The organism is Mycobacterium sp. NPDC050551, from assembly GCF_040674075.1.
Taxonomy (GTDB): Bacteria; Actinomycetota; Actinomycetes; order Mycobacteriales; family Mycobacteriaceae; genus Mycobacterium.
In genome coordinates this window covers 252,122-277,099 of record NZ_JBFARC010000003.1, presented here as the reverse complement: position 1 = coordinate 277,099, position 24,978 = coordinate 252,122, and the positions used below count along the sequence as shown (strand labels likewise).

The 24,978-nt window shown below is 68.3% G+C and carries 23 protein-coding genes and 1 pseudogene; 10 read left to right on the top strand and 14 right to left on the bottom strand.

Features of this window, described 5'->3' with window-relative positions:
* Positions 1 to 5: 5 nt before the first annotated feature.
* Positions 6 to 944: a DUF808 domain-containing protein gene (locus AB0K11_RS13800; RefSeq protein ID WP_364977306.1), complete on the bottom strand. Its 939-nt coding sequence runs from the start codon at positions 942 to 944 to the stop codon at positions 6 to 8.
* 56 nt (positions 945 to 1,000) lie between these two features.
* Positions 1,001 to 2,413 carry an NCS2 family permease gene (locus tag AB0K11_RS13795; RefSeq protein WP_364977304.1) on the bottom strand — a complete coding sequence of 471 codons (1,413 nt, stop codon included), beginning with the start codon at positions 2,411 to 2,413 and terminating at the stop codon, positions 1,001 to 1,003.
* A 134-nt stretch (positions 2,414 to 2,547) separates the two neighbouring features.
* Here AB0K11_RS13795 and AB0K11_RS13790 point away from each other — a divergent pair, with 134 nt between their 5' ends.
* The gene (locus tag AB0K11_RS13790) at positions 2,548 to 3,762 is read left to right on the top strand and encodes a CoA transferase (protein WP_364978433.1); all 1,215 of its coding nucleotides are present in this window, start codon (positions 2,548 to 2,550) and stop codon (positions 3,760 to 3,762) included.
* Between the two features lie 28 nt (positions 3,763 to 3,790).
* A complete protein-coding gene (locus AB0K11_RS13785; RefSeq protein ID WP_364977302.1) occupies positions 3,791 to 4,204 on the top strand; it encodes a nuclear transport factor 2 family protein in 414 nt (137 codons plus the stop codon).
* Here the strand turns inward: AB0K11_RS13785 and AB0K11_RS13780 are convergent.
* Positions 4,111 to 5,433, bottom strand: coding sequence for an alkane 1-monooxygenase (locus tag AB0K11_RS13780; RefSeq protein WP_364977300.1), 1,323 nt, complete (start codon positions 5,431 to 5,433; stop codon positions 4,111 to 4,113). The two genes, AB0K11_RS13785 and AB0K11_RS13780, sit on opposite strands and share 94 nt — an antisense overlap.
* A gap of 91 nt (positions 5,434 to 5,524) precedes the next feature.
* On the opposite strand from AB0K11_RS13780, the gene AB0K11_RS13775 reads away from it, so the two are divergent.
* Together AB0K11_RS13775 and AB0K11_RS13770 are read left to right on the top strand one after the other, a co-directional pair.
* Positions 5,525 to 5,719, top strand: coding sequence for a rubredoxin (locus AB0K11_RS13775; RefSeq protein ID WP_364977298.1), 195 nt, complete (start codon positions 5,525 to 5,527; stop codon positions 5,717 to 5,719).
* Between the two features lie 80 nt (positions 5,720 to 5,799).
* The gene (locus AB0K11_RS13770) at positions 5,800 to 7,419 is read left to right on the top strand and encodes a GMC oxidoreductase (RefSeq protein WP_364977296.1); all 1,620 of its coding nucleotides are present in this window, start codon (positions 5,800 to 5,802) and stop codon (positions 7,417 to 7,419) included.
* A 206-nt stretch (positions 7,420 to 7,625) separates the two neighbouring features.
* Here the strand turns inward: AB0K11_RS13770 and AB0K11_RS13765 are convergent, their stop codons facing one another.
* Complete coding sequence (locus AB0K11_RS13765; RefSeq protein ID WP_364977294.1) at positions 7,626 to 8,081, bottom strand: STAS domain-containing protein; 456 nt, start codon at positions 8,079 to 8,081, stop codon at positions 7,626 to 7,628.
* A 253-nt stretch (positions 8,082 to 8,334) separates the two neighbouring features.
* Positions 8,335 to 9,603, bottom strand: a complete 1,269-nt coding sequence (locus tag AB0K11_RS13760; RefSeq protein WP_364977292.1) for a DNA polymerase domain-containing protein — start codon at positions 9,601 to 9,603, stop codon at positions 8,335 to 8,337.
* A gap of 65 nt (positions 9,604 to 9,668) precedes the next feature.
* On the opposite strand from AB0K11_RS13760, the gene fadD2 reads away from it, so the two are divergent.
* Together fadD2 and AB0K11_RS13750 are read left to right on the top strand one after the other, a co-directional pair.
* Entirely contained in the window at positions 9,669 to 11,351 is a 1,683-nt protein-coding gene (fadD2, locus tag AB0K11_RS13755; protein ID WP_364977290.1) for a long-chain-fatty-acid--CoA ligase FadD2, read from the top strand.
* Between the two features lie 37 nt (positions 11,352 to 11,388).
* A complete protein-coding gene (locus tag AB0K11_RS13750; protein ID WP_364977288.1) occupies positions 11,389 to 12,168 on the top strand; it encodes an SDR family oxidoreductase in 780 nt (259 codons plus the stop codon).
* A 2-nt stretch (positions 12,169 to 12,170) separates the two neighbouring features.
* Here AB0K11_RS13750 and AB0K11_RS13745 read toward each other — a convergent pair whose 3' ends face one another.
* Entirely contained in the window at positions 12,171 to 12,494 is a 324-nt protein-coding gene (locus tag AB0K11_RS13745) for a hypothetical protein (RefSeq protein ID WP_364977286.1), read from the bottom strand.
* Positions 12,495 to 12,551: 57 nt separating this feature from the next.
* On the opposite strand from AB0K11_RS13745, the gene AB0K11_RS13740 reads away from it, so the two are divergent.
* Positions 12,552 to 13,475 carry an ADP-ribosylglycohydrolase family protein gene (locus tag AB0K11_RS13740; RefSeq protein ID WP_364977284.1) on the top strand — a complete coding sequence of 308 codons (924 nt, stop codon included), beginning with the start codon at positions 12,552 to 12,554 and terminating at the stop codon, positions 13,473 to 13,475.
* A 27-nt stretch (positions 13,476 to 13,502) separates the two neighbouring features.
* Here AB0K11_RS13740 and AB0K11_RS13735 read toward each other — a convergent pair whose 3' ends face one another.
* The 7 genes from AB0K11_RS13735 to AB0K11_RS13705 all read right to left on the bottom strand — a co-directional run bounded on the left by AB0K11_RS13735 (position 13,503) and on the right by AB0K11_RS13705 (position 21,845).
* The gene (locus AB0K11_RS13735; protein WP_364977282.1) at positions 13,503 to 14,516 is read right to left on the bottom strand and encodes an aminotransferase class IV; all 1,014 of its coding nucleotides are present in this window, start codon (positions 14,514 to 14,516) and stop codon (positions 13,503 to 13,505) included.
* A gap of 91 nt (positions 14,517 to 14,607) precedes the next feature.
* Complete coding sequence (locus tag AB0K11_RS13730; protein ID WP_364977280.1) at positions 14,608 to 16,104, bottom strand: APC family permease; 1,497 nt, start codon at positions 16,102 to 16,104, stop codon at positions 14,608 to 14,610.
* A 114-nt stretch (positions 16,105 to 16,218) separates the two neighbouring features.
* On the bottom strand, positions 16,219 to 17,115 hold the full coding sequence (locus AB0K11_RS13725; protein ID WP_364978430.1) for a LysR family transcriptional regulator: 897 nt from the start codon (positions 17,113 to 17,115) through the stop codon (positions 16,219 to 16,221).
* A 46-nt stretch (positions 17,116 to 17,161) separates the two neighbouring features.
* Positions 17,162 to 19,348 (bottom strand): acyl-CoA dehydrogenase, encoded by a 2,187-nt coding sequence (locus tag AB0K11_RS13720; protein ID WP_364977278.1) that lies wholly within the window; start codon positions 19,346 to 19,348, stop codon positions 17,162 to 17,164.
* Between the two features lie 51 nt (positions 19,349 to 19,399).
* Complete coding sequence (locus AB0K11_RS13715) at positions 19,400 to 20,344, bottom strand: NAD(P)-dependent oxidoreductase (RefSeq protein ID WP_364978427.1); 945 nt, start codon at positions 20,342 to 20,344, stop codon at positions 19,400 to 19,402.
* Between the two features lie 55 nt (positions 20,345 to 20,399).
* On the bottom strand, positions 20,400 to 21,533 hold the full coding sequence (locus AB0K11_RS13710) for an alpha/beta hydrolase (RefSeq protein WP_364977276.1): 1,134 nt from the start codon (positions 21,531 to 21,533) through the stop codon (positions 20,400 to 20,402).
* Positions 21,534 to 21,656: 123 nt separating this feature from the next.
* Positions 21,657 to 21,845, bottom strand: coding sequence for a hypothetical protein (locus tag AB0K11_RS13705; protein ID WP_364977274.1), 189 nt, complete (start codon positions 21,843 to 21,845; stop codon positions 21,657 to 21,659).
* Positions 21,846 to 21,946: 101 nt separating this feature from the next.
* Here AB0K11_RS13705 and AB0K11_RS13700 point away from each other — a divergent pair.
* A pseudogene (locus tag AB0K11_RS13700) lies at positions 21,947 to 22,256 on the top strand (VOC family protein).
* Here the strand turns inward: AB0K11_RS13700 and AB0K11_RS13695 are convergent.
* Positions 22,228 to 22,851 carry a TetR/AcrR family transcriptional regulator gene (locus AB0K11_RS13695; protein WP_364977272.1) on the bottom strand — a complete coding sequence of 208 codons (624 nt, stop codon included), beginning with the start codon at positions 22,849 to 22,851 and terminating at the stop codon, positions 22,228 to 22,230. The pseudogene AB0K11_RS13700 and the gene AB0K11_RS13695 sit on opposite strands and share 29 nt — an antisense overlap.
* Before the next feature lie 81 nt (positions 22,852 to 22,932).
* On the opposite strand from AB0K11_RS13695, the gene AB0K11_RS13690 reads away from it, so the two are divergent.
* Positions 22,933 to 23,844 carry an oxygenase MpaB family protein gene (locus AB0K11_RS13690; protein ID WP_364977270.1) on the top strand — a complete coding sequence of 304 codons (912 nt, stop codon included), beginning with the start codon at positions 22,933 to 22,935 and terminating at the stop codon, positions 23,842 to 23,844.
* 113 nt (positions 23,845 to 23,957) lie between these two features.
* A complete protein-coding gene (locus AB0K11_RS13685; RefSeq protein WP_364977268.1) occupies positions 23,958 to 24,851 on the top strand; it encodes a class I SAM-dependent methyltransferase in 894 nt (297 codons plus the stop codon).
* The last annotated feature ends 127 nt before the right edge of the window (positions 24,852 to 24,978 follow it).

Genomic DNA, 24,978 nt, shown 5'->3' with positions numbered 1-24,978 from the left:
TGGTGTCAGTGCTTCTCGCGCTTGCCGAACGGCAGCACGTGCACGATCGCGACCACGACGGCGCCGACCACCAGGCCGATCACGGCGGACGCCGCGGTGTTCGTCAGCCACGCCAGCACCGCGCCGACGCCGGCGACCGCGTGGTGGACGGCCTCCTCGGCGTGGTGGACCAGTTCGTAGGGCGTGTGCCAGCCGAGCGTGTTGGTGCCGAGGAGCAGGATGTGCCCGCCGACCCACAGCATCGCGACCGTGCCGATCAGCGCCAGCGCGCCGAGCAGTTTCGGCATGAACGCGACCAGGCCGCGGCCGATGCGCTGGGCGAACTTCGACGAGCGCTGCGCCAGCGCCAGCCCGACGTCGTCCATCTTCACGATGCCGGCGACGACCCCGTACACCGCGGCGGTGATGACCACGGCGACGATGGCCAGGATGACCAGGCGCGGCCAGAACGACTGGTCGGCCACCTCGTTGAGCGCGATCACCATGATCTCGGCGGACAGGATGAAGTCGGTGCGGATCGCTCCTGTCACCATGAACTTCTCGGCGTCCTGACCGGCGGCGATGACCGGTGCGGCGCCGGCGTCGTGTCCTCGGATGCGCCCCCAGACCTTCTCGGCGCCCTCGAAGCACAGATACGTCGCGCCGAGCATCAGGATCGGGGTCAGCAACTGCGGCAGGAACTGGCTGAGCAGCAGCGCCGCGGGCAGGATGAACACCAGCTTGTTGCGCAGCGACCCGATCGCGATGCGCTTGATGATCGGCAGTTCCCGCTCGGCCGCCAGACCGTGCACGTACTGCGGCGTCACCGCGGTGTCGTCGACGACGACGCCGGCGGCCTTCACGGTGGCGCGCCCGGCGGCCGCGCCGATGTCGTCGATCGATGCCGCCGCGAGGCGGGCGAGCACGGCCACGTCGTCGAGAAGGGCGAACAGACCGGCGCTCATCGGGTCTCCGTCATGGTGAGCAGATTACCGGCCACGGCCTGGTTCAACCGTTCCGATCACGCACCGACGAGGGACTCGATCCAGTCGCGGGCGAAGTAGAGCAGGAAGCCGGCGGCGACGACCCACAGCAGCGGGCTGACCTCGCGCGCCTTGCCGACGGCCGAGCGCAGCACCACCCAGGCGATGAAGCCGACGCCGATGCCGTTGGCGATCGAGTAGCTGAACGGCATCGTCGCCACGGTCAGCACGACGGGCAGCGCCACCGAGAATTCCGACAGGTCGATGTGGCGCAGGTGCGAGACCATCATCGCGCCGACGACCACCAGTGCGGCCGCGGCGACCTCGGTCGGCACGATGGAGGCCAGCGGGGTGACGAACATGGCGGCGAGGAACAGCGCGCCGGTGATCAGGTTCGCCAGCCCGGTGCGCGCGCCCTCCTCGATACCGGCGCCCGACTCGATGAACACCGTGTTCGACGACGCCGACGTCGCACCGCCGACCGCCGCGCCCGCGCCCTCGACGATCAGCGCCGACTTCAACCGCGGGAAGGTGCCGTCGTCGTCGGCCAGGCCTGCCTCCCGGGACAGGCCGGTGAACGTGCCCATCGCGTCGAAGAAGTTGGTGAAGACCAGGGTGAACACCAGCATCAGCGCGGCCAGCACGCCGATGCGGCCGAAGCTGTCCAGGCTGAACGCGCCGACCAGCGACAGGTCCGGCAGGGCGAACGGCGAACCCGATAGCGTCGGCACCGACAGGCTCCAGCCGCCCGGTCGCTCGGTGGCCTTCCCCAACTCCCAGATCGCCTCCACCGCGACGGCCACCAGGGTGCCTGCGACGAGCCCGATGAGGATGCCACCGCGCACCCGCCGGGCCACCAGCACGGCGGTCACCAGCAGGGTGAACACGAAGATGACCGTCGGGACGGTGTTGATGGAGCCGACGCCCCCGAAGCCCAGGCCCACCGGCGGCGACGGCGCCCCGGTCGACCCGATGAAGCCCGCGTCGACCACCCCGATGAAGAGAATGAACAACCCGATGCCCGCGGTGATCGCCAGCTTCAGCTCCATCGGCACGGCGTCGAACACCAGCCTGCGCAGGCCGGTCGCGGCGAGCAGCACGATGATCAGGCCGTTGATGACGACCAGTCCCATCGCCTCCGGCCAGGTGAGCTCGCCGACGACGGTGGTCGCCAGGAACGAGTTGATGCCCAGCCCCGCGGCGAACGCGAACGGCATCCGGGCGATGACGCCGAACAGGATCGTCATCACGCCGGCGGCCAGCGACGTCGTCGCCGACACCTGGTCGAATTCGAGGCGACCGCCGGTCACGTCCTCGGAGCTCGACAGGATGATCGGGTTCAGCACGATGATGTAGGCCATCGCGATGAACGTGACGACACCGCCGCGGATCTCGGTGCCTACCGTCGACCCGCGCGCCGAGATCTCGAAGAAGCGGTCGAGACGATTCATTGCTCGACCCTAAAGCGATCCGGCGCTGCCGTCCTGTTCATCGGGCGGCCTCGTACCGTCGGTGCAACGGTAAGTGGCCCACTAGGGTGAGGGCAGACCGTTCGACGGAGAGAGGTCCGATAGTGATCAAGGTGATGGACGGCGTGCGGGTCCTCGAGGTCGCACAGTTCACGTTCGTTCCGGCCGCGGGGGCCATCCTCGCCGACTGGGGCGCCGATGTGATCAAGGTGGAGCATCCGGTGCGCGGTGACACCCAGCGCGGGTTCATCAACATGGGCGGCAAGCAGCTCGACCCGAACCGCCATCCGCTGATCGAGCACCCGAACCGCGGCAAGCGCAGCGTCGGCATCGACGTGTCCACGCCGGGCGGTCAGGAGGTGCTCTACGAGATCGCCAAGACCTCCGACGTGTTCCTGACCAACTACATGCCCGCGCAGCGCCAGAAGAACAAATTCGACATCGAGCACATCCGCGCCGCCAACCCGAACATCATCTACGCCCGCGGCAGCGCATACGGCGACAAGGGAGCCGAACGCGACACCGGCGGCTTCGACGGCACCGCCTTCTGGACCCGCAGCGGCGTCGGGCACGCGCTGACACCCGAGGGGCTGGGAGGCGCCCTGTCGCAGGGGATTCCGGCGTTCGGTGACTCGATCGGCGGGATGAACATCGCCGGCGGCATCTCGGCGGCGCTGTTCCACCGCGAACGCACGGGCGAGGCGGTCGAACTCGACGTGTCGCTGCTGAGCACCGCGTGGTGGGCCGCGGGAGCCAGCGTCACGCAGGGTATGGAGACCGGCGAGACCATGCGTTCGCTTCTGCCCGACGCCGTAGGGCCGACGGTCAACCCGTTTCTCGGGAACTACCTGACCTCCGACGGCGGCACCATCAACCTCTGCATCGTCAGCCCGACCGGGTACATCCGCGACGCGTTCGAGCATCTCGGACTGCCGGAACTGGCCGACGACCCACGGTTCAGCGATGTCCTGCCGTTGATCGAGAATGCCGCTGCCGCAGCAGAACACATCGCGGACTCGATCCGCAGCAAGCCGTTCGACTACTGGCGTGAGCACCTCAAGACGATGAAGGGGCAGTGGGCGCCGTTCCAGAGCCTCGTCGACCTGGGCGCCGACGAGCAGGCGCTGGCCAACGACATGATCGTCGAGGTCGAGGCCAACGACGGCGGCGCGCCGTTCAAGGTCGTGCGCGGCCCGGTGCAGTTCAACCACGAACCGCTGGAGACCACCCGCGCTCCGCAGGCATCGGAGCACACCGAACTGGTGCTGATGGATATCGGCATGGACTGGGACCGCATCGACGCCCTCAAGGCGGCCGGCGCCATCGCCTGACCCTTGACCCGCGAAGAACGGAGAGACCATGACCGACGTGCAGGATCGCCTCGACATCAGTGACGTCCTGGTGCGCTACGCGACCGGTATCGACCGGCGGGACTGGCCGCTGTTCCGCACGGTCTTCACCGACGACTGCGTCCTCGACTACGGCGAGATCGGCAGCTGGGACGGGGTCGACGCCGTCAGCGATTTCATGAAGCAGACGCACGCGATGGCCGGCCACACGCTGCACCGGATCACCAACCACGCCGTCGCGGTGGACGGCGACACGGCGTCGGCGCGCAGCTACGTCGACGCGCTGATCATGTCTGCCGACAACACCTCTGGGGTGAACGCCGCCGGGTTCTACGACGACGAATTCGCCCGCACCGCCGCGGGCTGGCGGATCTCGCGGCGCCGCTTCACCGTCGTGCGGGTGGTCGCGGTCGCCGCGGGGTGAGCTCCGCCGATCGTCACTGAGCCTGCGGGTGCGGAGGCGACCAGCAGACCCCGCTGGTGCCGCGGACTCAGTGCGGCCAACCGGATGTCGCCGCCGTAGTGCTGCACCACCCGCCAGTCCATCACCCGGCGCCACAGCGGCGGCACCAAGGCGAGCACGAGCATGGTGGCGTAACCGCCGGGCAACTGCGGTGCCTCGTCCGCGTGGCGCAGCGACTGATAGCGCCGCAGCGGATGCGCGTGGTGGTCGGAGTGGCGCTGCAGGTGGAAGAGGAACACGTTGGCGACGACGGTGTTGCTGTTCCAGCTGTGCGCGGCGCGCACCCGCTCGTACCGACCGTCGGGAAGCTTCTGCCGGCGCAACCCGTAATGCTCGAGGTAGTTGACCGCCTCGAGGAGGCAGAAGCCGATGATCGCCTGCCCGATCAGCCACGGCAGCACCGTGATTCCGAACCACGCGACCAGCACGACGAACAGCACGGCACTCATCAGCCAGGCGTTGAGCACATCGTTGCGCAACGTCCAGCGGGACCGGCCGAGGCGCTCGTACCGTGCGCTCTCGATCCGCCACGCGGAGAGGAGGCTGCCCAGCACCGAGCGCGGGATGAACGCGTAGAGGCTTTCGCCGAATCTCGCGCTCGCGGGATCCTCGGCGGTGGCCACCCGCGCGTGGTGACCGCGGTTGTGCTCGATGTAGAAGTGGCCGTACCAGGTCTGCGCGAGAGCCACCTTGCTCAGCCGCTTCTCCGCGGGTGCGCGCTTGTGGCCGAGCTCGTGGGCGGTGTTGATCGCGATGCCGCCGATGATGCCGACCGTGACCATCAAGCCGACCTTGTCGGCGACAGACATCGTCAGCCACCCACCGCCGGCCCAGAACCAGCACGCGAGCAGAACCGACCCGTACTGGTTGGGTAGGTACAGATACGTCGCCCAGCGGTAGAGCCGGTCGTGCTCCAGCCACGCCAGCGCACTGTCGGGCGGGTTCTCGGCGTCGTCGCCCACCACCCAGTCCAGGACGGGCACGGCGACGAACGCGAGTGCCGGGGTGAACCACCAGAACAGGCCGTTACCCGTGAGGTACACGGCGAGCCAGGACGCGGCGACGTTGGCGGGCACGACCGCCCCCAGCAGCCAGAGGTACCGCTTCGGGTCGTGCCATCGGGGAATGGGGATCTCGCCGCGCTCGGTGTGCACGGTCCGGGGGCGACTGGGCGATGCAGTGGATCCCATGGACTACCTATCTACCTTGCTGTTACCAACTCTGCAAATGTGGTAACACGTTCGTAACATAACTCTGTTTACAGTCTCGCGCGGCCCGCACGTGGTCGGCCCGCGCGAGAGGAGAGCAACAGTGGGTTCGGCGTTCTGCCCGGAATGCGGCTATCGGTACGACGAAAATGCAGGCCACGACCGTGAGGGATTCCCGCCTGGCACGCCGTGGACCGTGGTGCCACCGGACTGGAACTGTCCGGACTGTGGCGTGCGGGACAAGTCGGACTTTGTCTTCAGGGCATGAAGGACACACAGGATTGCATTTTTAGTTAAGTATTGTAGATTCGCTCTAGTCCGAGTCGACGAAGGATCGGAGGGCCGGGGATGACGGTGCTGTCGCGACGACGGTTCCTTCAGGCCGGCGCGGCGGCCGTGGCGGCCACCGCCGGCGCATCGGTGTGGCTGGAATCAGGTGCACGCCCGACGCGCACGCGAAGCCACTTCCCGGCGATCGTGGTCGGCAGCGGTTACGGCGGCGGTGTGTCCGCGCTTCGGCTCGGGCAGGCGGGCGTGCAGACGCTCATCCTCGAGATGGGACGGCTCTGGGATGCCGCCGACGACGACGGCAAGCGGTTCTCCCGGATCCTGCCCGCCGACACCCGGGCGGGCTGGTTCACCGAGACCCCGCCCAGCCTCGTTCCGTCTTTCCAGGGCATCTCGATGGAGATGGTGGCTCAGCGGACGCCGTCGGCCCAGCCGGTGCAGGCAGGCATCTGCGAGAAGGCGGTGCACGGCGCCCACAACGTCTTCCGGGGAATCGGGGTGGGCGGCGGGTCGATGGTCAACGCAGCGATCGCCGCGATCCCCACCACGGCGCAGCTGCGGGAGGCATTCCCCGACATCGACCCCGCCGAGTTCCTCGGCACCTACGTCGAGCGAGCGAAGTCCACACTGCGCATCAACTACCGCGACATGGACTGGTTCGAGCGCACGCCCTACTACCAGTACGCCCGGGTGGGCCGGCAGTATGCCGCGGCGGCGGGTTACTCCGTCGACTACAACGGCAGCGCCTACTCCTTCGACTACATGAAACAAGAAGAGGCGGGGCAGGTTCCGCGATCCGCCCTGGACTTCGAGCAGCAGTTCGGCAACAACCACGGGCGTTTCGGCAGCGTCGATCAGACCTACATCGCGGCGGCGCTGGCCACCGGCAACGTCAGCCTTCGCCCCCTCACCGAGGTCACCGACATCCGTCGCGAGCGCAGCGGCGAGTACGTGGTGTCGGTGCGCGAGATCGACCGATGGGGGACCGAGGTGGCCCGCGAGGAGATCGGCTGCGATCAACTGCATCTCAACGCGGGAGTGCTGGGCACCACGAAGCTGCTGCTGAAGGCTCGCGACACGGGCACGCTGCCGAATTTGAGCTCCGAGATCGGCGGCGGCTATGGCAACAACGGCGACATGATGGTCGCGCACATGCTCAGTGACAACACACCGGCGGGCACGCAGCAGTCGATCATGGGCATGATCAACCTCGACGGCCGCGACGATCCGGACAACCCGGTGTACGCGAGCATGTTCTCGATTCCGTTACCGGTGGAGACTTATGCGCTGGGCTACTACGTGATGGTCAAGACCGGTGACCGCGCCGCGATCACCTACGACAAGGGCTCCGACTCGATCGACATCCTCTGGCCCCAGGGCCATACCGAGCATCTCACCGCACGGGCCCGCGCGGTGTTCGACCGGATCACCCAGGCCAACGATGTCGAGTACCGTGACGACATCTTCGACGGAGAGGTGTTCGCGCCCAACACCGTTCACCCGCTCGGCGGATGTGTGCGCGGCCGCGCCACCGATGGCTACGGCCGGGTCAACGGATACGACGGCCTGTACGTCAACGATGCGTCGCTGCTGCCCGGTCACCTCGGTTGCAACCCGTTCATGTCCATCACCGCGCTGGCCGAGCGCAACATCGAGGCTGTGCTGCAGGGACGCAGGTGAATCGACCCGCCGGACGACGAAAGCCGCGGAGCCTGGTGGCTCCGCGGCCTTCGGGTCGTCTGGAGAACCGCACCGCCGGTGTTCGGCGGAGGCGATCGGATCGATCAGTCGCCGCTACGCGGCGGCGGGATGGCTCTGGTGGTGGCGGCGCTTCAGCAGGAACGACAGCCAGCGGACGTCAATCAACATGGTTATCTCGACTTTCTCTAGGCGGTCTTGGTCAGCAGCGGCAGCAACCGGCGGCGAGCCAGAATGCCCTCGCGGAAGTGGTGCATGGCTTCAGGCACCGAGCCGACGAGCGGGAAGTCGGACTCCGGGCCGGTGGCCCGCAGCGCCTGCAGAACCGGAGGGCTGGCGATCAGTGCCCACTCGACACCGGTGCGGTAGCAGTCGTCGTCCAGATCGAACAGCAACTCGACGGCCTGCACGGAGAAGGAGGTCACGCTGCTCATGTCGATCACGAGCGGCTTCTCGGCGAGGATGTTGCGCTTGGCGTAGGCGCGGACGCAGTTGGCGTTGCTGGTGTCGATGTCGCCGCTGACCGTCACCACGGTGGCCAGCTGGCGGCAGCATGCCCGCATCCGCACACCGTCGCAGTCGGTCGCCGGGTTGCCGTACCGAAAGGCAACACCGGGGGTTGAGTCGACGCTTCTCAGTGCCATGACCTGCCTCCCTCCGTTGGTTCGCTGTAGCGGCGTTTCGTGCGCCGCCGCTCGAACATGTCCCCAAAGCTAAGCGGCCAATCTAAGGCGGCTGGGTGGTGAGCGCTAAGCCTTTGGTAAGAACAGGATTTCGGCAGGTCTCGGCGGCTTTTGTTACTCACCGGTTTCACATGAAGGTCTTAGACTCCGGCCGCATATCCTTAACGTTCGGTGGGTACCGCGACGTTTCTCCGAGTTCTCGACAGGTGTTCGCTCAGCGATCCCGCATCTGGCCGCCGGAGTAGTTCTCCCACGGGTTGTAGTCGGCGAGCAGTTCTTCCTGCGGTGGCCGCTGATCCCGCGGAACGTGCTGGAGGTTGATCCGGATCCGGTACCAGATGGAGCTCGGCCCACGCATGCCGTCCACCAGCACGTCGGCGGGCTCCAGGCGTTCGGCGACCGCGGGATGCCGACCGCGCCAGGTGTCCAGCGCCGCCATCGCCTCGTCCTTGGTCTTGGTCCTGGCGATCTCGATCAGCGGCATCGTCGAGTGGCGCCGTCCGGTCCCCGCAGTCGATCCGCGGGCGGCCCCCCGCGGCGCCTTCTCCGCCGGCCCCAGCCGGTCCGCCAGGTCGAGCAGCCCGTCCAGGGCGCCCGGGTGGTCGTCCATGCCCTCCCACGGGTCGCCGAGTTCGGCGAACCGGGCAGGCACGGTCACGACGGTGAACGCCTCCGGCCGGCACCCGGCCACCTCGTCCCACCGCAGCGGCGTGGACACCCGGGCGTCGGGAAGTGCGCGCACCGAGTACGCCGAGGCCACGGTGCGGTCGAACGCGTTCTGGTTGAAGTCGACGAACACGCCTTCGCGCTCCTCCTTCCACCACCGCGCGGTGGCGAGGTCGGGCGCTCGCCGCTCCACCTCGCGGGCGACCGCCTGCGCGGCGAGCCGGACGAACTTGAACGGCCAGCGGCGGTGGATGCGCGCATAGATGTGGAAGCCGCGAGAGCCGGACGTCTTCGGCCACGCCGTGAGTCCGTGGTCCTCGAGCACCTCGCGGGCGACCTGGGCGACGGCGACGATCTGGCGCCAGTCGACGCCGGGCATGGGATCGAGGTCGACGCGCAGCTCGTCGGGATGGGCGAGGTCGTCGGCGCGCGTCGGATGCGGGTTGAGGTCGACGCAGCCCATGTTCACCGCCCACGCCAGGCCTGCGGCGTCCCGGATGACCGCTTCCTCGGCCGAGGTGCCCGAGGCGTAGCGGAGCTCGGCGACGTCGACGAAATCCGGACGGTTCTTCGGGGCGCGCTTCTGGAACACCGCTTCCTCGGAGATGCCCTTGACGAAGCGTTTCAGGATCATCGGCCGGCCCTCGACGCCGCGCAGCGCACCGTCGGCGACCGCGAGGTAGTAGTGGATCAGGTCGAGCTTGGTGACCGCCGGACGGCTCTCGAATGCCTCGAAGACGACCTTGTCCGGATGGGTGATCGACACCTGCCGACCGGCCACCTCGAGCGACTGACCCTTCGACGCGGATCCGGCCATACCAGCAATGGTAGGGACTGGCGATACCGCCCTCCGGTGCGACATGGAACACATAAGGTGTGGTCATGCCGAAGCTGACTGATCTCCCGTTGCAGGCTGCCGCGAAGGCCAAGCAGTATCTCGACCGGGGCTCGGCCGAACTGCACTACGCGCGCAAGATGTTCGAGGCGGGGGCCTTCAAGGTCGAGCCGCCGCAGAACGTCGCCGCCATGCTGGCCGACATCCGCCGATGGGGCGAGTTCGGCATGATCCCGGCGCTCAACGCACGCCGCACGCCGCACCGCGCGGCCGTGATCGACGATGACGGCGAGATGACGTTCGGCGAACTCGACGCCGCCGCGCATGCGGTCGCCAACGCCCTTCTCGCGAAGGGCGTCAAGGGTGGCGACGGAGTCGCGATCCTGGCCCGCAACCACCGCTGGTTCCTCGTCGCGGTGTACGGCGCCGCACGTACCGGGGCCCGCATCATCCTGCTCAACAGCGAGTTCTCCGGCCCACAGGTCAAGGAGGTGTCCGAGCGCGAAGGCGCCAAGGTCATCATCCACGACGACGAGTACACGAAGGCGATGGCGCAGGCCGAGCCCGAGCTGGGCTTCCTGCGGGCGCTCGGCACCAACCCCGACAACGACGAACCCTCCGAGAGCTCCGCGGAGACGCTGGCCGAGATCGTCGAGCGCAGCAGCAAGACCCCGGCGCCCAAGGCGTCGAAGCACTCGTCGATCATCATCCTCACCAGCGGGACGACCGGCACCCCGAAGGGCGCCAACCGCAGCACCCCGCCGTCGCTGGCGCCCATCGGCGGCGTGTTGTCGCATGTGCCGTTCAAGGCCGGTGAGATCACGTCACTGCCCGCACCGATGTTCCACGCGCTGGGCTTCCTGCACGCGACGATCGCGATGATGCTGGGCTCCACGCTGGTGCTGCGGCGGCGGTTCAAGCCGGCGACCGTGCTCGACGATCTGGAGAAGCACGGCGTGACGGCGATGGTCGTCGTTCCGGTGATGCTGTCCCGGATCCTCGACCAACTGGAGAAGACGGACCCCAAGCCCGATCTGTCGAAGCTGCGGATCGTGTTCGTGTCCGGTTCGCAGCTCGGCGCCGAACTCGCGACACGCGCGATGAAGGACATCGGGCCCGTCGTCTACAACCTCTACGGGTCCACCGAGATCGCGTTCGCCTCCATCGCCCGCCCGCAGGATCTGCAGAAGAACCCGGCCACGGTCGGCCCCGTCGTCAAGGGCGTCAGAGTCAAGCTCTACGACGAGAACGGCAAGGAGGTGCCCAAGGGCGAGGTGGGCCGCATCTTCGTCGGCAACACCTTCCCGTTCGAGGGCTACACCGGCGGTGGCCACAAACAGATCATCGACGGCCTGATGTCCTCCGGGGACGTCGGCTACTTCGACGAGCACGGACTTCTCTACGTCAGCGGCCGCGACGACGAGATGATCGTCTCCGGCGGTGAGAACGTCTTCCCCGCCGAGGTCGAGGACCTGATCAGCGGCCATCCAGAGGTCGTCGAGGCCACCGCGCTCGGCGTCGAGGACAAGGAGTGGGGTCACCGGCTCCGGGCGTTCGTCGTCAAGGTCGACGGCGCTAGCGTCGACGAGGAGACCATCAAGACCTACGTCAAGGAGAACCTCGCGCGCTACAAGGTGCCGCGCGAGGTGATCTTCCTCGACGAGCTGCCCCGCAACCCCACCGGAAAGATCCTCAAGAGGGAGCTCCGCGAGATCGACGTGGAGAGCTGACGGAATAGTCCGGCAGCGCAGGCCGTCGTAAACCAGTGTGAACATCGATCTCGGCGGTAAGACAGCACTCGTCACCGGTTCCACCCAGGGCATCGGCCTGGCGATCGCCCGCAGCCTGGCGGCCTCCGGCGCCCGCGTGGCGGTGAACGGCCGCAGCCATGACCGGGTGGACGAGGCGGTGGCCGCGCTCGACGGCGACGTGGTCGGCATCGCGGCCGACGTCAGCACCGACGACGGGGTCGCCGAGCTGCTGCGCGAACTGCCTGCCGTCGACATCCTGGTCAACAATCTCGGCATCTTCGGCGCGGTGCCTGCGCGGGAGATCACCGACGACCAGTGGCGCACCTACTTCGAGGTGAACGTGCTCGCCGCGGTGCGACTCATCCGGAGCTATCTGCCCGGGATGACCGACCGCGGCTGGGGCCGGGCGATTCAGATCGCCAGCGACTCGGCCATCGTCATCCCCGAGGAGATGATCCACTACGGGGTGTCGAAGACGGCGCTGCTGGCGGTGTCGCGGGGCTTCGCCAAGGATGCCGCGGGGACTGGCGTCACGGTCAACTCGGTGATCGCCGGGCCGACGCACACCGCGGGTGTCGAGAAGTTCGTCTACGAGTTGGTGGACCCCATGCTGCCGTGGGACGAGGCGCAGCGCGAATTCATGCGCCTGCACCGGCCACAGTCGTTGTTGCAGCGCCTCATCGAACCCGAGGAGATCGCGAATCTGGTGACGTACCTGGCATCTCCGTTGGCGTCGGCCACCACCGGCGCGGCGGTGCGGGTGGACGGCGGGTACGTCGACTCGATCCTGCCGTAGGACTACGCCACGGCCTGCACCGCCATGATGGCCGCGCCGGGTATCGACAGCGCCACCAGCATCAGCGCGAGCAGGAACCACCCGGCGCCCTGCCAGGCCGGCCAGGCGCCACGCGCCTTCCACACCCGGTAGGTCTTCACGAAGGCACCGATGCCGCCGAGCAACAGGATGGCCGGCACCGTCGAGGCCACCACCAATGAATCGCGCGCAGCAAGCGCGTAGATCGCGAACGCGATGCCCGCCACCGCGACGACCACGGCGGTGTAGGTGATCGCCGCCCGGAAGGTCGGCGGATCGTCCCACCGCTTCTCCACATCGTTGGTCATGGACACCGGCTACCCGGACCAATCGCCTCGAACCGTCTCGCGGGGCAGGCTGGGGACATGACGGCGCTCGAGGACAGGATCCGCGCGGGGCTCGTGGCGTTCGCCGTCGGGGACGCCACGGGTGTGCCCTGGGAGGGTTACCGGCCTGCGGCCATCGACCCCGACGCGGTGCCGGAGGTCCCCCGTCGCGCGGGGTGGCCGCCGGGCGCCACCTCCGATGACACGGCACTGATGCTGCTGACGGCCGACTACCTCGCCGACCGTGGCGCCGAGGTGGATGAGCGGGACTTCCTGACCCGTCTCGCCGACGCGGTGCCCGGCATCCGCGGGATCGGTCCGAGCACCCACGCCGCCGTCGAACGATTCGGTCGCACCGGAGGTCTGCGTGCGCCTACCGGCGACACGAACGGCGCGGCCATGCGATCACTGCCGATCGGCTGGGGCATCCCGACGGCGGCGGCCGGGCTGCGGCGCCGCGTCGTGACGCGGTTGTCCCGCACCACCCATGGCGCCGCGGGGGCGGTCGGCGCCGCCTGCGTGGTGACGGCGATGGCCGCGGCGGCCGTCGAGGCGGCCGGCATCGATCACCTCCTCGACGCGGCGTCCACCGAGATCCGTTATGTCAAAGGCCGGTTCGCCAGGCCGGACACCGTGTGGGCGCCGTTGTCCGACGCCCTCACCGGCCGGTGGCAGCCGGGTCACGACGGTGTGTCGCTCGACGGGATCGAGACGGCGGCCGCGGTCATCACGGTGGTCCGGCGATCCGGACAGCACCGCTGGGGTCTGGCCCACGCCGCGCGCGATGCCGTCATGCTCGGCGGCGACACCGACACGGTGGCTGCGCTCGCATGCGGAATCGTCGGCGGACTGGGACACCTCGACAGGGACGTCCCCTGGCTTCCCGAGCTGGCGCTGCCGGAGCCCGGCCGGCTGGATCGCAGTGCTGCGGCGCTGGCGGCGCTTCGTGCGACGCTCGCCTGACGGCGCGGGCCGTGCGCTCCCGCCGCCTCAGTACTCGATGGCTTCGATCAGTGGGCCGGGCTCGTCCATCAGGCCCCAGAACCGGTCCCGGATCGCGACGGTCATCGGGCCGGGCGCGCCGTCGCCCACCGGCTCACCGTCGAGCGAGTTGATGGGGGTGACGCCACCGGCGGTGGTGACGGCCATCAGCTCGTCGGCGTCGTAGAGCTCGTGGCTGGTGACGTCGCGCAGCGTGGCCTCGATGCCCATCGCGTCGGCGAGCTCGAACACCGTCTTACGGGTGATGCCCGGCAACGCGTTTCGCGACGGCGACGCCAGTACGCCGTCCTTGACGACGCAGACGTTGAAGCCCGGGCCCTCGGCGACGCAGTTGTCGGAGTCGAGCAGGATCGCGGTGCGCGCGCCGCGATCCTTGGCCTCGAAGCTGGCGGCCGTCAGGTCACCCCACTGGTAGTTCTTGATCGTCGGGTCGACGGTGTTGCGCCCGGCGCGGCGCACATGGCGGGGGACGATCGCGGTGGTGCCGAAGATCTGCTCCTGGGGAGGGAACGCCCACAGGTACGGGATCGCGTAGATGTACACCTGGTGGGTGAGCTTCGTCAGGTCCTTCTCGCCCTTGCGTTTTCCGTAACCCCGGGTGACCGTGAGGTTCACGAACGACTCACGGAGTTGCGAGAGGCTGACACAGCGCTTGGTGATGTCGGCGAGTTCGTCCTTGGTCATCCCCGGGTCGAGGCGGAGCTTGCGGGCGCCGTCGAGCAACCGGTCGAGATGGTCGCCGAGCCGGAAGATGTTGCCGTGCCAGACATGCGCGACCGTATAGGTCAGGTCGGAGTGGCCGAATCCGGTGTCGAAGATCGAGATCCTGGCGTCCTCGGCGGGCATGTACTCGCCCTCGATCCATGCCACGCCGCCGGCGAACGGACTCGAGGTGTCGAGTTCGTAGTCGCTGTACTGGATCACCGAACCGGGCGGAGTGGCCTCGCGGATGGCGCCGGGTTCGACGGCGACGAGATTGCTGGTGCCGAGAGTACTGGTCATGATGTGTCCTTTCGTGATTGCGATGAGACTGCATCCCTGGCGCGCACGGCCGAGTGGCCGGTGCCGTGGACGCGGAGTCGGCGGGGGTTCGTCAGATACCGTGGGTCTTGGCGTAGGTGGCGCCGGCGGATCCGTTGCGCAGCCGCGACTTCAAGCCGGTGGCCCACCACACGGCGGCCAGCGCCACGATGCCGAGGAAGATCCACTTGTTGCTGGTGAACTGCGGGAGGAACAGCAGCGCGACGGCGACGCCGACGAACACAACCAGTGCAGTGACGTAGAGCGGCAACCGGAACCGGCCGAGATCGAAGGTGCCCGGTTCGCCCTGCGGGATGGTGCCCCTGCGGTAGCCCACCAGCAGTCCGATGGTCTGCAGGATGTAGACGAAGAAGAACAGCAGCGACGCGATGCCGATGATGTAGTTGAACGCCTTCTCGTTCACCAGCGCCGAGAGCAGCAGCACCGTCGACAGGCAGCCCAGCCCGAGCACGGCGTAGGTGGGCGCCTTGCTCTTCGGTGACACGTGCCGCCACACCTGGGAGAACGGCAGCATGTTGTCGCGGGCCATCGAGTAGGTGAGCCGGGTGGCTACCAGGATGTTGGCCAGCAGGCAGGCGAGGATGTTCGTCAGAGCGATGGCGACGACGATCTTGGTGACGAGGGGGCCCGCCTGCTGGGTGATGATCTCCTCGATCGGCGCCGCGGCGTTGGCCTCGACCGCGGCCGTGTCCTTGATCGCGAGCACGTACACGACGTACATCAGCAGTTCGATGACGATCGAGGTGGCAAGCGCGTAGAACATCGTCCTCGGCACGACGCGGCGCGCGTCCTTGGTCTCCTCGGCGACGTCGGCTCCGGACTCCACACCGATCAGGCCGAAGAACGGGCCGAGCGCGGCTGCGAGCCAGGCCAACATGTAGGAGTCCTTGTCTCCGGACTCGCCGCCGGTGAACAACACCGAGATGGGCTGGTGGTTCTCCGGCGCGGAGAAGGCGATGATCGCGATCAGCGCGGTGGCGCCGACGGTGATGACGAGTTCCAGGCTGACGCCGATGTTGTTGACCATCGTGGCGAACCGGACGCCGTAGATGTTGATCAGCACGCAGACGAACACGACGGCGATGGCGAGCAGGATCTGGGTGCTCTGGGTCATGCTCCAGCCGAACAGACCGCCGAGATAACCCGAAAGGATGAAGCCGACGCCGGTCATGCCGCACACCCAGCCCATCAGCGCAATGAAGCCGGTGAACCAGGCGAGGTCAGGGCCGTTGATGCGGCTGATCCACTGGTAGGAGTAACCCGCCAGCGGCAGCTTCGCGGTGAGGTCGGCGGCGATGAACGTCCACAGTGTGAACACCGCCCCGGCCAGCAGCAGCGTCCACACGAAGGGTGCGCCCGCGGTGAAGTAGCCGGCGCCGAAGCCGGTGAACACCGCGGTGGTGGCGCTGATGGTCGCGAACCCGATGGCGAACGAGGCCAGCGTGCCGACCGAACGGTCCAGCTTCTGCGTGTAGCCGAGTTCAGCGAGTTTGGCGTCCTCTGCGTTGGGCGCGGGCGGTCGCTGTTCTGAATGAGTGGGTGATGTCATTGCGTCTGTCATGGTCGCTCCAGGTCAAGCCAATGGGAAGAACACCTGAAGACAGAAAAGCGTCATCGGCCGGACACCGGAAGTTCGAGGTTTTGATGTACTCATAACGACGGCTTATGAGTGATCGGCGTCGGGCGCCGACTCGCCGAAGCTCCACTGCGACTGCACGTGCCTGACCAGCGCATCCGCCTGGGGCGACAGCTTCTGCGGGTGCCACGCCAACGCCGTGTAGCTGGGCGGCCGATCCGTTATCGGCACGTAAACGATGCCCGGCCGGTCGTAGAACCTGGCCACCGACGAGGTGGTGAAGCTGATGCCGAGACCACGCGCGATCGACGTCGTCTCGGCTTCGTAGGTCGCCGCCACCGCGGCGATCGCCGGCGGCCGGTTGCCGCGGGCGTCCATCGCCAGCCAGTAGTCGCGCCATGTGCCTGCCGTCAGCGGCGCGCACACGATGGGGTCGTCGAGCAGTTCGGCGATCTCGACCTCGTGGCGGTCGGCCAGCGGATGGTCGCGCGGCAGGCACGCCATCCACGACTCGGAGTCGAGCACCAGCATCCGGTGCTCCGGCAAATCGACCGGTGGCCGGATGATCGCGACCTCGGTGCTGCCGTCGGCCAGACCCGCTGTCGGATCGGCGAAGTCGTACTCGATGGGCTCGACGCTGACCTCGGGGTAGGCGGCCTCGAAGTGTCGGACCACGCGGAAGAGCAGGTCCGCGCCGGTGCCGATGAGGTAACCGACCCGCAGGACCCCCTGCCTGGTGCCCGACAGGATGACCAGGTTGTCGACGACGGCGTCGACACCGGAGATCGCCTGCTGCACCTGCGGCAGCCACGCCGCGCCGAGGTCGGTCAGCGCGACCTCGCGGGTGCTCCTGTTGAACAGCAGCACGCCGAACTGGTGCTCGAGCTGTTTGATCGCCGTCGACAGAGCGGGCTGTGTGATGAACAGGCGTTCGGCGGCGCGCCGGTAGTTCAGTTCCTCGCCGAGCACGACGAAGTACCGCAGCTGCCTCAGCGTGACGTCCGTGGTGGTCCTCCTCGCGAGCGGCGGCCTACGGGTCGCGCGGCAGTCCGAGCAGCCGTTCGGCGATGATGTTCAGCTGCACCTCGGTGGTGCCGCCGTAGATCGTGGTGGCCCGGCTGCCGAGGAGGTACTCGACCCACTTGCCCGGCAGCGTCTTCGGGTCGCCGATCACGCCGTCGGTGCCGAAGGAGGAGACCGCGAACTCCGCGTAGCCCTGGCCGGTGCGCATCGAGAGCAGCTTGGAGATCGCCGCCGACGGCATCGCGTCGCCGCCGGCGAGGGTGAGCAGCGTCGAGCGCAGGTTGAGCAGCTTGGCGGCATGGCCCTCGGCGATCAGCTGGCCGGCGCGGTGCTGCGCGATCTGGTCGAACTGCCCCTCGCGCACGAAGTCGACGAAGCCCTCGAGGTTGGCCAGGAACGGCGGCTCACTGCTGCCGATCGACACCCGCTCGTTGGTCAGCGTGTTGCGGCTGACCTCCCATCCGCGGTCGACCTCGCCGAGCACCAGATCGTCGGGCACGAACACGTCGTCGATGAAGACCGTGTTGAACATCGCGTTGCCGGTCAGCTCGCGCAGCGGTTTGACCTCGACGCCGTCGCTGGCCATATCCAGCAGGAAGTAGGTGATGCCGTTGTGTTTCGGCGCGCTCGGATCCGTACGCGCCAGCAGGGCGCCCCACTGCGAGTACTGAGCGCCGGTGGTCCAGATCTTCTGGCCGGTGATGCGCCAGCCGCCGTCGACCTTGGTGGCCTTGGTGGTGAGGCTCGCGAGGTCCGAACCCGCGCCGGGCTCGGAGAACAGCTGGCACCAGATCATCTCGCCGCGGAACGTCGGCGGGAGGAAACGCTGCTTCTGCTCGTCGGTGCCGAACGCGACGATCGACGGGATCAGCCAGGCGGCGATGCCCATCTGCGGGCGCTTCACCCGCCCGGAGGCGAATTCCTGGGCGATGAGGATCTGCTCGACCGGGGCGGCCGCGCGGCCCCACGGCCTGGGCAGGTGCGGTTGCACCCAGCCGCCCTCGACGATCGCGGTGATCCGCTCGCCTCGCTCCATGTCCTTGAGCGCGGCGACCTCGGCGCGGATCTCCTCGCGCAGCTTCTCGGTGTCGGGGTCCAGGTCGATGTCGATGCTGCGCATGCCGGTGGCCGTCGCGGTGTCGACGACCTGCTGGGTGTAGTCGGCGGTCCGGCCGAAGCTCGCCGCGAGCGCAAGCGCCCGCCGGTAGTACACGTTGGTGTCGTGTTCCCAGGTGAAGCCGATGCCGCCGTGCACCTGGATGCACTCCTGGGCGCAGTGCTGACCGGCTGCGGGCGCCAGGGTGGCGGCCACCGCGGCGGCGAATTCATAACTGTTGTGGGGGTTCTCGCGCGCCTCGTCGATCGCGCGGGCGGCATCCCACACCGCGGCGGTGGCCCGTTCGGTGTCGGCGACCATCTCGGCGCACTTGTGCTTGATCGCCTGGAACTGGCCGATCGGCCTACCGAACTGTTCGCGGATCTTGGCGTAGCCGGTGGCGGTGTCGGTGGCCCACCGCGCGGCCCCGATGGCTTCGGCGGACAGCAGTGTCGAGATGAGCGCGCGGGCCAGGGTGCGGCTGACGTTCGACAGCACCCGGTCCTCGGACACCTCGACGGCGTTGGCGCGGACGTCGGCGACCGGTCGCAGCGGGTCGACGCTCTGGACGGGTTCGATCTCGAGCGCGTCGGCGTCGAGAACCACCCACTCCTCACCGCTTTCGATCGCGACGGGCAACACCAGCACGGAGGCCTGGGCGGCCGCGGGGACGGCGCGCACCTCGCCGCGGATGACCAGGCAGTCACCGTGGCGGGTGGCGGTCAGGCCGGAGTCGATGGCGTAGGAGGCGATGACCTCACCCGAGGCGAGTCCGCTCAGTGCGTCGGCCTCGGCGTCATGCGCGGCGATGAGCGCACTGGCGATCGCCGACGGGACGAACGGGCCGGGCACCGCGCCGTAGCCGAATTCCGCGACCACGATCGCCAACTCGAGGATCCCGAACCCCTGGCCTCCGACGCCCTCGGCAAGGTGCACCCCCTGCAGACCCTGCTCGGCAGCGGCCTTCCAGAACGGCGGCGGATTGGGGATCGGGTTCTCGAGTGCCTCGTGCAGCACCTCCGACGGCGCGACGCGCGCGACCAGAGACCGCACCGATTCGGCGAGGTCAGTGTGTTCGGGGGTGATCGCAATGGGCATGCCGTGCCTCCTGGGGCGCCGTCCCTATTAACCGGTCGGTTGGGAGCCAGGTTACCCCGGCTGGTTCACCACGTTCACCAGGTCCCGGCCCTCGTGCAGGCGCAGGCAGTTCTCCACGCCTTCTGCCAGGTCACGGCGCATGGTGTCTGCCGTGTACCAGGCCACGTGCGGCGTCACGACCACGTTGGAGAGGCCCAACAGCGGATGGTCGGCGGGCGCAGGCTCCTCGCCGAAGACGTCGAGGCCCGCAGCGGCCAGCCGTCCGGAGCGCAGCGCATCGGCCAGGGCGGCCTCGTCGACGATCGGCCCGCGCGAGGTGTTGACGAGCACCGCCCCCGGCTTCAAGCGGGCAAGGGCCGCCCGGTCGAGCAGTCCGGCGGTGTGTGCGGTGAGCGGAAGATGCAGGGAGACGACGTCACTGGCCGCCAGCAGATCGGGCAGTGTCCGCCAGCCCGGACGGCCGTCCTCGCGAGTGCTGGTGTGCAGCACCGTCGCCCCCATCACGGCGACGACGGCGGCCACCCGCTGGGCGACGTTGCCGTAGCCGACCAGACCGACTGTCGCACCGCCGATGTCACGCACGGTCTCGCCCAGACTCGGATCCGTCGGCCAGCCCTCGCCGGCTCGGGTGGCGCGGTCGAGCTCCGGCAACCGGCGTAGCGCGGCGAGCATGAGCAGAACGGTGCCCTCTGCCACCGAGGGGGCGTTGGCGCCCGGCATGTTGGCGACCGCGATGCCGCGTTCGGTCGCCGCGTCGACGTCGATGGTGTTCACCCCGGCCCCGAGCTTGTGGATGAGGCGGCAGCGGGTGGCCCGCCGGACGTCGTCTGTCGACAGCGGCCGAAGCACATGCCAGATCACGTCGGCGCTGGGCAGCTCGCGGTGCAGGGTGGCGTCGTCGTCCTCGGCGCAGAATCGCACGTCGAGCCAGTCGGACTCGGCGGCGAGGAGATCGAGCACCTTCTGCCCGGGCGTGAAGTGCGCCAGCACCCGCACGGTCACAGCACCTCCCGTGCCGGCGATGCGCATGCGGCGTCGCCGACGAGGGAGTCTAACGCCAGTGCTTGCCGATCCACTTGGCGATGAGATCAGCCTTCTCGCTGCGTGCACCCGGGGTGGTGAAGTAGTGATCGGAGTCGATCGAGCGCATCGTCTTGTCCTCACTCGCCAGTGCGCCGCAGATGCGCTGGGCATCGGACGGGAAGACGCCGGTGTCCTGCTCGGCGTTGATGATCAGGGCGGGACAGGTGATGCGCGCGAGGTGCGGTTCTGCCCGTGTCTGGGAATGCCGCAGGCTCCACATACTGAGCCAGTTGCGCAATGTGCATGCCGAAGCGACGCCGTGCGCCGAGCGGTTCGCCTTCGCCGGCGGTCCGACGTAACACATGTTCGGCGGCCGCTTGCTCGCATCGAGGGTGGGGTCGACCATGCGCGGGTCCGCCCAGGTGCGCATCACGTTGAACGGGCGGTCGGAGAAGCCGGCGGCCTGCACTCGTTTCAACTCGGCCTCGGCCCAGTCGGTGATCGCCTCGTTGCGTGCCACCTGCGCCGCGCGGTATCTCTTCACGAACTCGGCCGAGTAGGGCGGCCCATTGCCCATGTCGAACAGGTCGAGATCGGGATCGGTTGCCACCGGGTCCTTCTCGTCGATCACAGCGGCGTCCATCCAGGCGGTGAGCACGTCGGGCCTGCCGGGATGCGCCGCGCTGGCGATGTAGCCGTCGGCGGGCGGCAGGTCCATGAAGCCGGCCGCCGGGCGCATCCCGTCCAGCGGTGTGATGTGGCGGTCCAGCGCCTGCGCCTGATATGCGGCCATCAGCGACCCACCGCCCGAATTGCCGAGCAAAACAACAGTTTCGATGTTCTGCACCTCACGCAGATATCGCACACCGACACCGATGTCGACCAGTGCGTGATCGAGCAGGAAGCTGCTCTCGAATCCGCGGAATCGGGTGTTCCAGCCCAGGAACCCGATGCCGCGGGTGGCCATGTACTCCGCGAGGTAGTGCTCGGAGAAGTCGATCTGGTAGTGCGCGGCGATCATCGCGACCTTGGGCTTACGGCCAACGCCCCGGTAATAGATGCCCTGACAGGGGTGCCCGCCCGAGCCGGCCCGGCGCGCGGTGGGCGAGTCGAGCCCCACGAACTCGCGGGTGACCCCCGGTGTTCCTGCTGTCCTGGTCATGTTCCCCCAGCCCCCTGGTGGTAGATCGCCCGACGGAGGACGTCGGCGGGGGTGGAGGCGCACGCATCGTCGTCGGCGTTGCACGCGGCCTCGCCCCCCGACCATCGTGTGTAGCAGAAGTGGTCACGCATCGACAGCACCGCCACGGCACATCGGCAGTTCGCGCATGTCGGAACGGTATTCGGCGAGGCGATCGTGGACCAAGGCCAGGCTTCCCTCGCGGATGGGCGCCGTGGGCGCCGACCAGTCGGTGGCCGCACGGATATGCCGGCCACCGGCGGTGGGCAGGGCGTGGCGGGGCGCGGTCGTCACAGCCGGTGAACCCCTCTCCGGGCATTGAGCGGGTCTGAATGCGATGTTAGATTCAGTTCTGCCGCTTGACCGGTTTTTCGCCATAACCGCAGGAGCCGAGCATGATCAAGCCGCACAATCCGAATCGCGAATTCGAGCTCGGCAGAATCAATCACTGGCACTGGTTTGTTCGGACATGGAGAAGACGGTCGACTTCTACAGCAATGTGCTGGGTATGCCCCTGATCAAGTCGCTCCATCTGCCGGGTGGCGTGGGTCAGCACTTCTTCAGTTCGGCGACTTCTTCGATCCCGACGGCGTCACATTCGAGTTCGCCTGCTGGACACGTGAATTCACCGGTGAAGAGGCGCAGACTCCGCCGAAGACGGCGGCCGACCGGTCGCTCAGTCGCGGAACAGCCGCGGCGCACTGAGGTCGTCGATGATCGCCGTCAGCTGGTCGGCGAGCTGATCGGGAGCCAGCGCCAGCTCGCCGTCCAGCCAGGCGCTGATGGTCTGCCCGACGCCACCGACGACGAAATGTGCTGTCGCCTTGATGCGTTCGTTCTGGTCGCGACGAAGCGCGGCACTGACGTGCTGGCCGGAGAGCATGGCGAACAGGGCGCCTGATTCAGCCCGCTTGCGCACCACGACGGCGTTGGACAACTGCGAGCTGAACAGCAGGCGGCCGATGCGGGCGTCGCCGTCGACCGTGCGCACGATCTCGGCCATCACCGCCCGCGTCCGGTCCTTCGGTGTCGCGGCGGCCGCCGCGGCCTGCGTCGTGGCCGCGATGTCGGCGATCACCCAGTCGAAAACAGCGCCGACGAAGTCGTCCTTGTCGGTGAAGCCCTCGTAGAAATACCGGACGCCGACACCGGCCTGCCGGCAGATGGCCCGCACCGTCAGGTCCGCCAGGTCGTCGCCGGCGGAGCCGAGCAGGGCGAGACCGGCCTCGAGGAACCGGCGCCTGCGCTGGGCCAGCCGCTCGGGCGCCTCGACGCCGCGGTAGGGCCGGACCTGTGCCATCCAGCCATCTTGACACCTGTCAGCGGGGCAGGGCAATATCAGGAAACATTCGTTATCACTTTTATCGACGAGGAGTGCCCGATGACGGTCACCGAGCCGGTCCCGCACGTCGAGCGCCCGGTGAGCGAGCCCGCGCGGCCGCGGGCGGCGGCCCGCCCGTCGCTGCTCTCCAAGCGCAGGGCCACCCGCGACGACGGCCTGATGGGGGTGGCGCTGCTGGCCGGCGCCGCGAACGTGATCATGCAACTGGCGCGGCCCGGCGTCGGCTACGGCGTCTACGAGAGCCGCGTCGACAGCGGCCGTATCGACCTGCATCCGATCAAGCGGGCCCGCACCACGTTCACCTACCTGGCGGTCGCCACCCGCGGCACCGAGGCGCAGAAGGCGGCCTACCGGCGCGCGGTGAACACGGCGCACGCGCAGGTCTACTCGACCGACGAGAGCCCGGTGAAGTACCACGCGTTCGACAAGGACCTGCAGCTGTGGGTGGCCGCATGCCTGTACAAGGGCGGCGTCGACATCCAGCGCATCTTCATCGGCGAGATGGACGACGAGACCGCCGACGAGCACTACCGCGAGAGTGCGACGCTCGGCACGACCCTGCAGGTGCCACTCGAGATGTGGCCGGCCGACCGTGCGGCGTTCGACAAGTACTGGCAGGAGTCGCTCGACCAGGTCCACATCGACGACACGTTGCGCGAGTACCTGTTCCCCATCGCCGCGGGCCGCGTCCGCGGCGTGAAGCTGCCGCTCGCCGTCCAGCGCCGCCTCGATGCGGCCAACCTGCTGATCACCACCGGCTTTCTGCCGCAACGGTTCCGCGAGGAGATGCGGTTGCCGTGGGACGCCGGACGCCAGCGCCGGTTCGACCGCCTGATGGCTGTGCTGCGGACGGCGAACGACCTGGCGCCGGGCTTCATCCGGCAGTTCCCGTTCAACGTCCTGCTCAAGGACCTCGACCGGCGCATCCGCACCGGCAAGCCGCTGGTCTAGCTCGGGCGAGTGCGCCGACACTACGGTTGTTGACGGAAATCGGCCGAAACCCGTCAACAACCGTCGTTTCGGCGGGCAGGATCCTGTCAGCGAGGCGGCGTAGCCTCACTCGCGTGCGCACCGACGACGACTCATGGGACATCACCACCTCGGTCGGCTCCACGGCCTTGTTCGTCGCCGCGTCGCGGGCATTGGAGGCGCAGAAGGCCGAGCCGCTGGCTGTCGACCCCTTCGCCGAGGTCTTCTGCCGCGCGGTCGGCGGTGACTGGTCCGCCCTACTGGACGGCAAGGCGCCCGACCACCCGCTCGCCTCGGAGTTCGGCGCGGCCTTCGTCGACTTCCAGGGCGCACGCACCCGCTACTTCGACTCGTACTTCACCGCCGCCGCCGAAGCCGGTGTGCGGCAGGTCGTCCTGGTCGCGGCGGGCCTGGACTCGCGGGCCTACCGGCTGCCGTGGCGGGACGGCACCGTCGTCTACGAACTTGACCAGCCCCAGGTGCTGCAGTTCAAGCGGGAGGTCCTCGCGGCCCACGGTGACACCCCGCGCGCCGAACGCCGCGAGGTGGCGATCGATCTGCGCGGTGACTGGCCGGCCGCGCTCACCGACGGCGGATTCGACCCGGCGGCGCCGTCGGCGTGGCTCGCCGAAGGGCTGCTGATGTACCTGCCCGGCACCGCGCAGGAGCAGTTGTTCACCGGCATCGACAGGCTTGCCGCGGCAGGCAGCCGGGTCGCGGTCGAAGAGGCCACGCCGATGCCGCCGTCAGTGTTCGAGGCGAAGCGCGCCGAGGAGCGGGCAGCCGGTGCGGACAACTCGTTCTTCACGCTGATCTACAACGAGCAGCACGCGCCCGCTCAGGACTGGTTCACCGCCCGCGGGTGGACCGCCGAAACCACCCGGCTCGCCGACTACCTGCGGCGAGTCGGCCGTCCGGTGCCGGCGGCCGACACCGACGCGGGCCCGATGTTCCAGACGATCTCCCTGGTCAGCGCCGTCAAGCGGTGACCGGGCTCACGTTTGTGGGCGAGACCGTGAGTCTCGACAGTGAGGCTAGGTAATGCTAACTTTCTGCAAAAGTTAGCTTTACCTACATAAGGGGAGAAAACGGGGGCTGCCCGGCGGACTGTTCCGC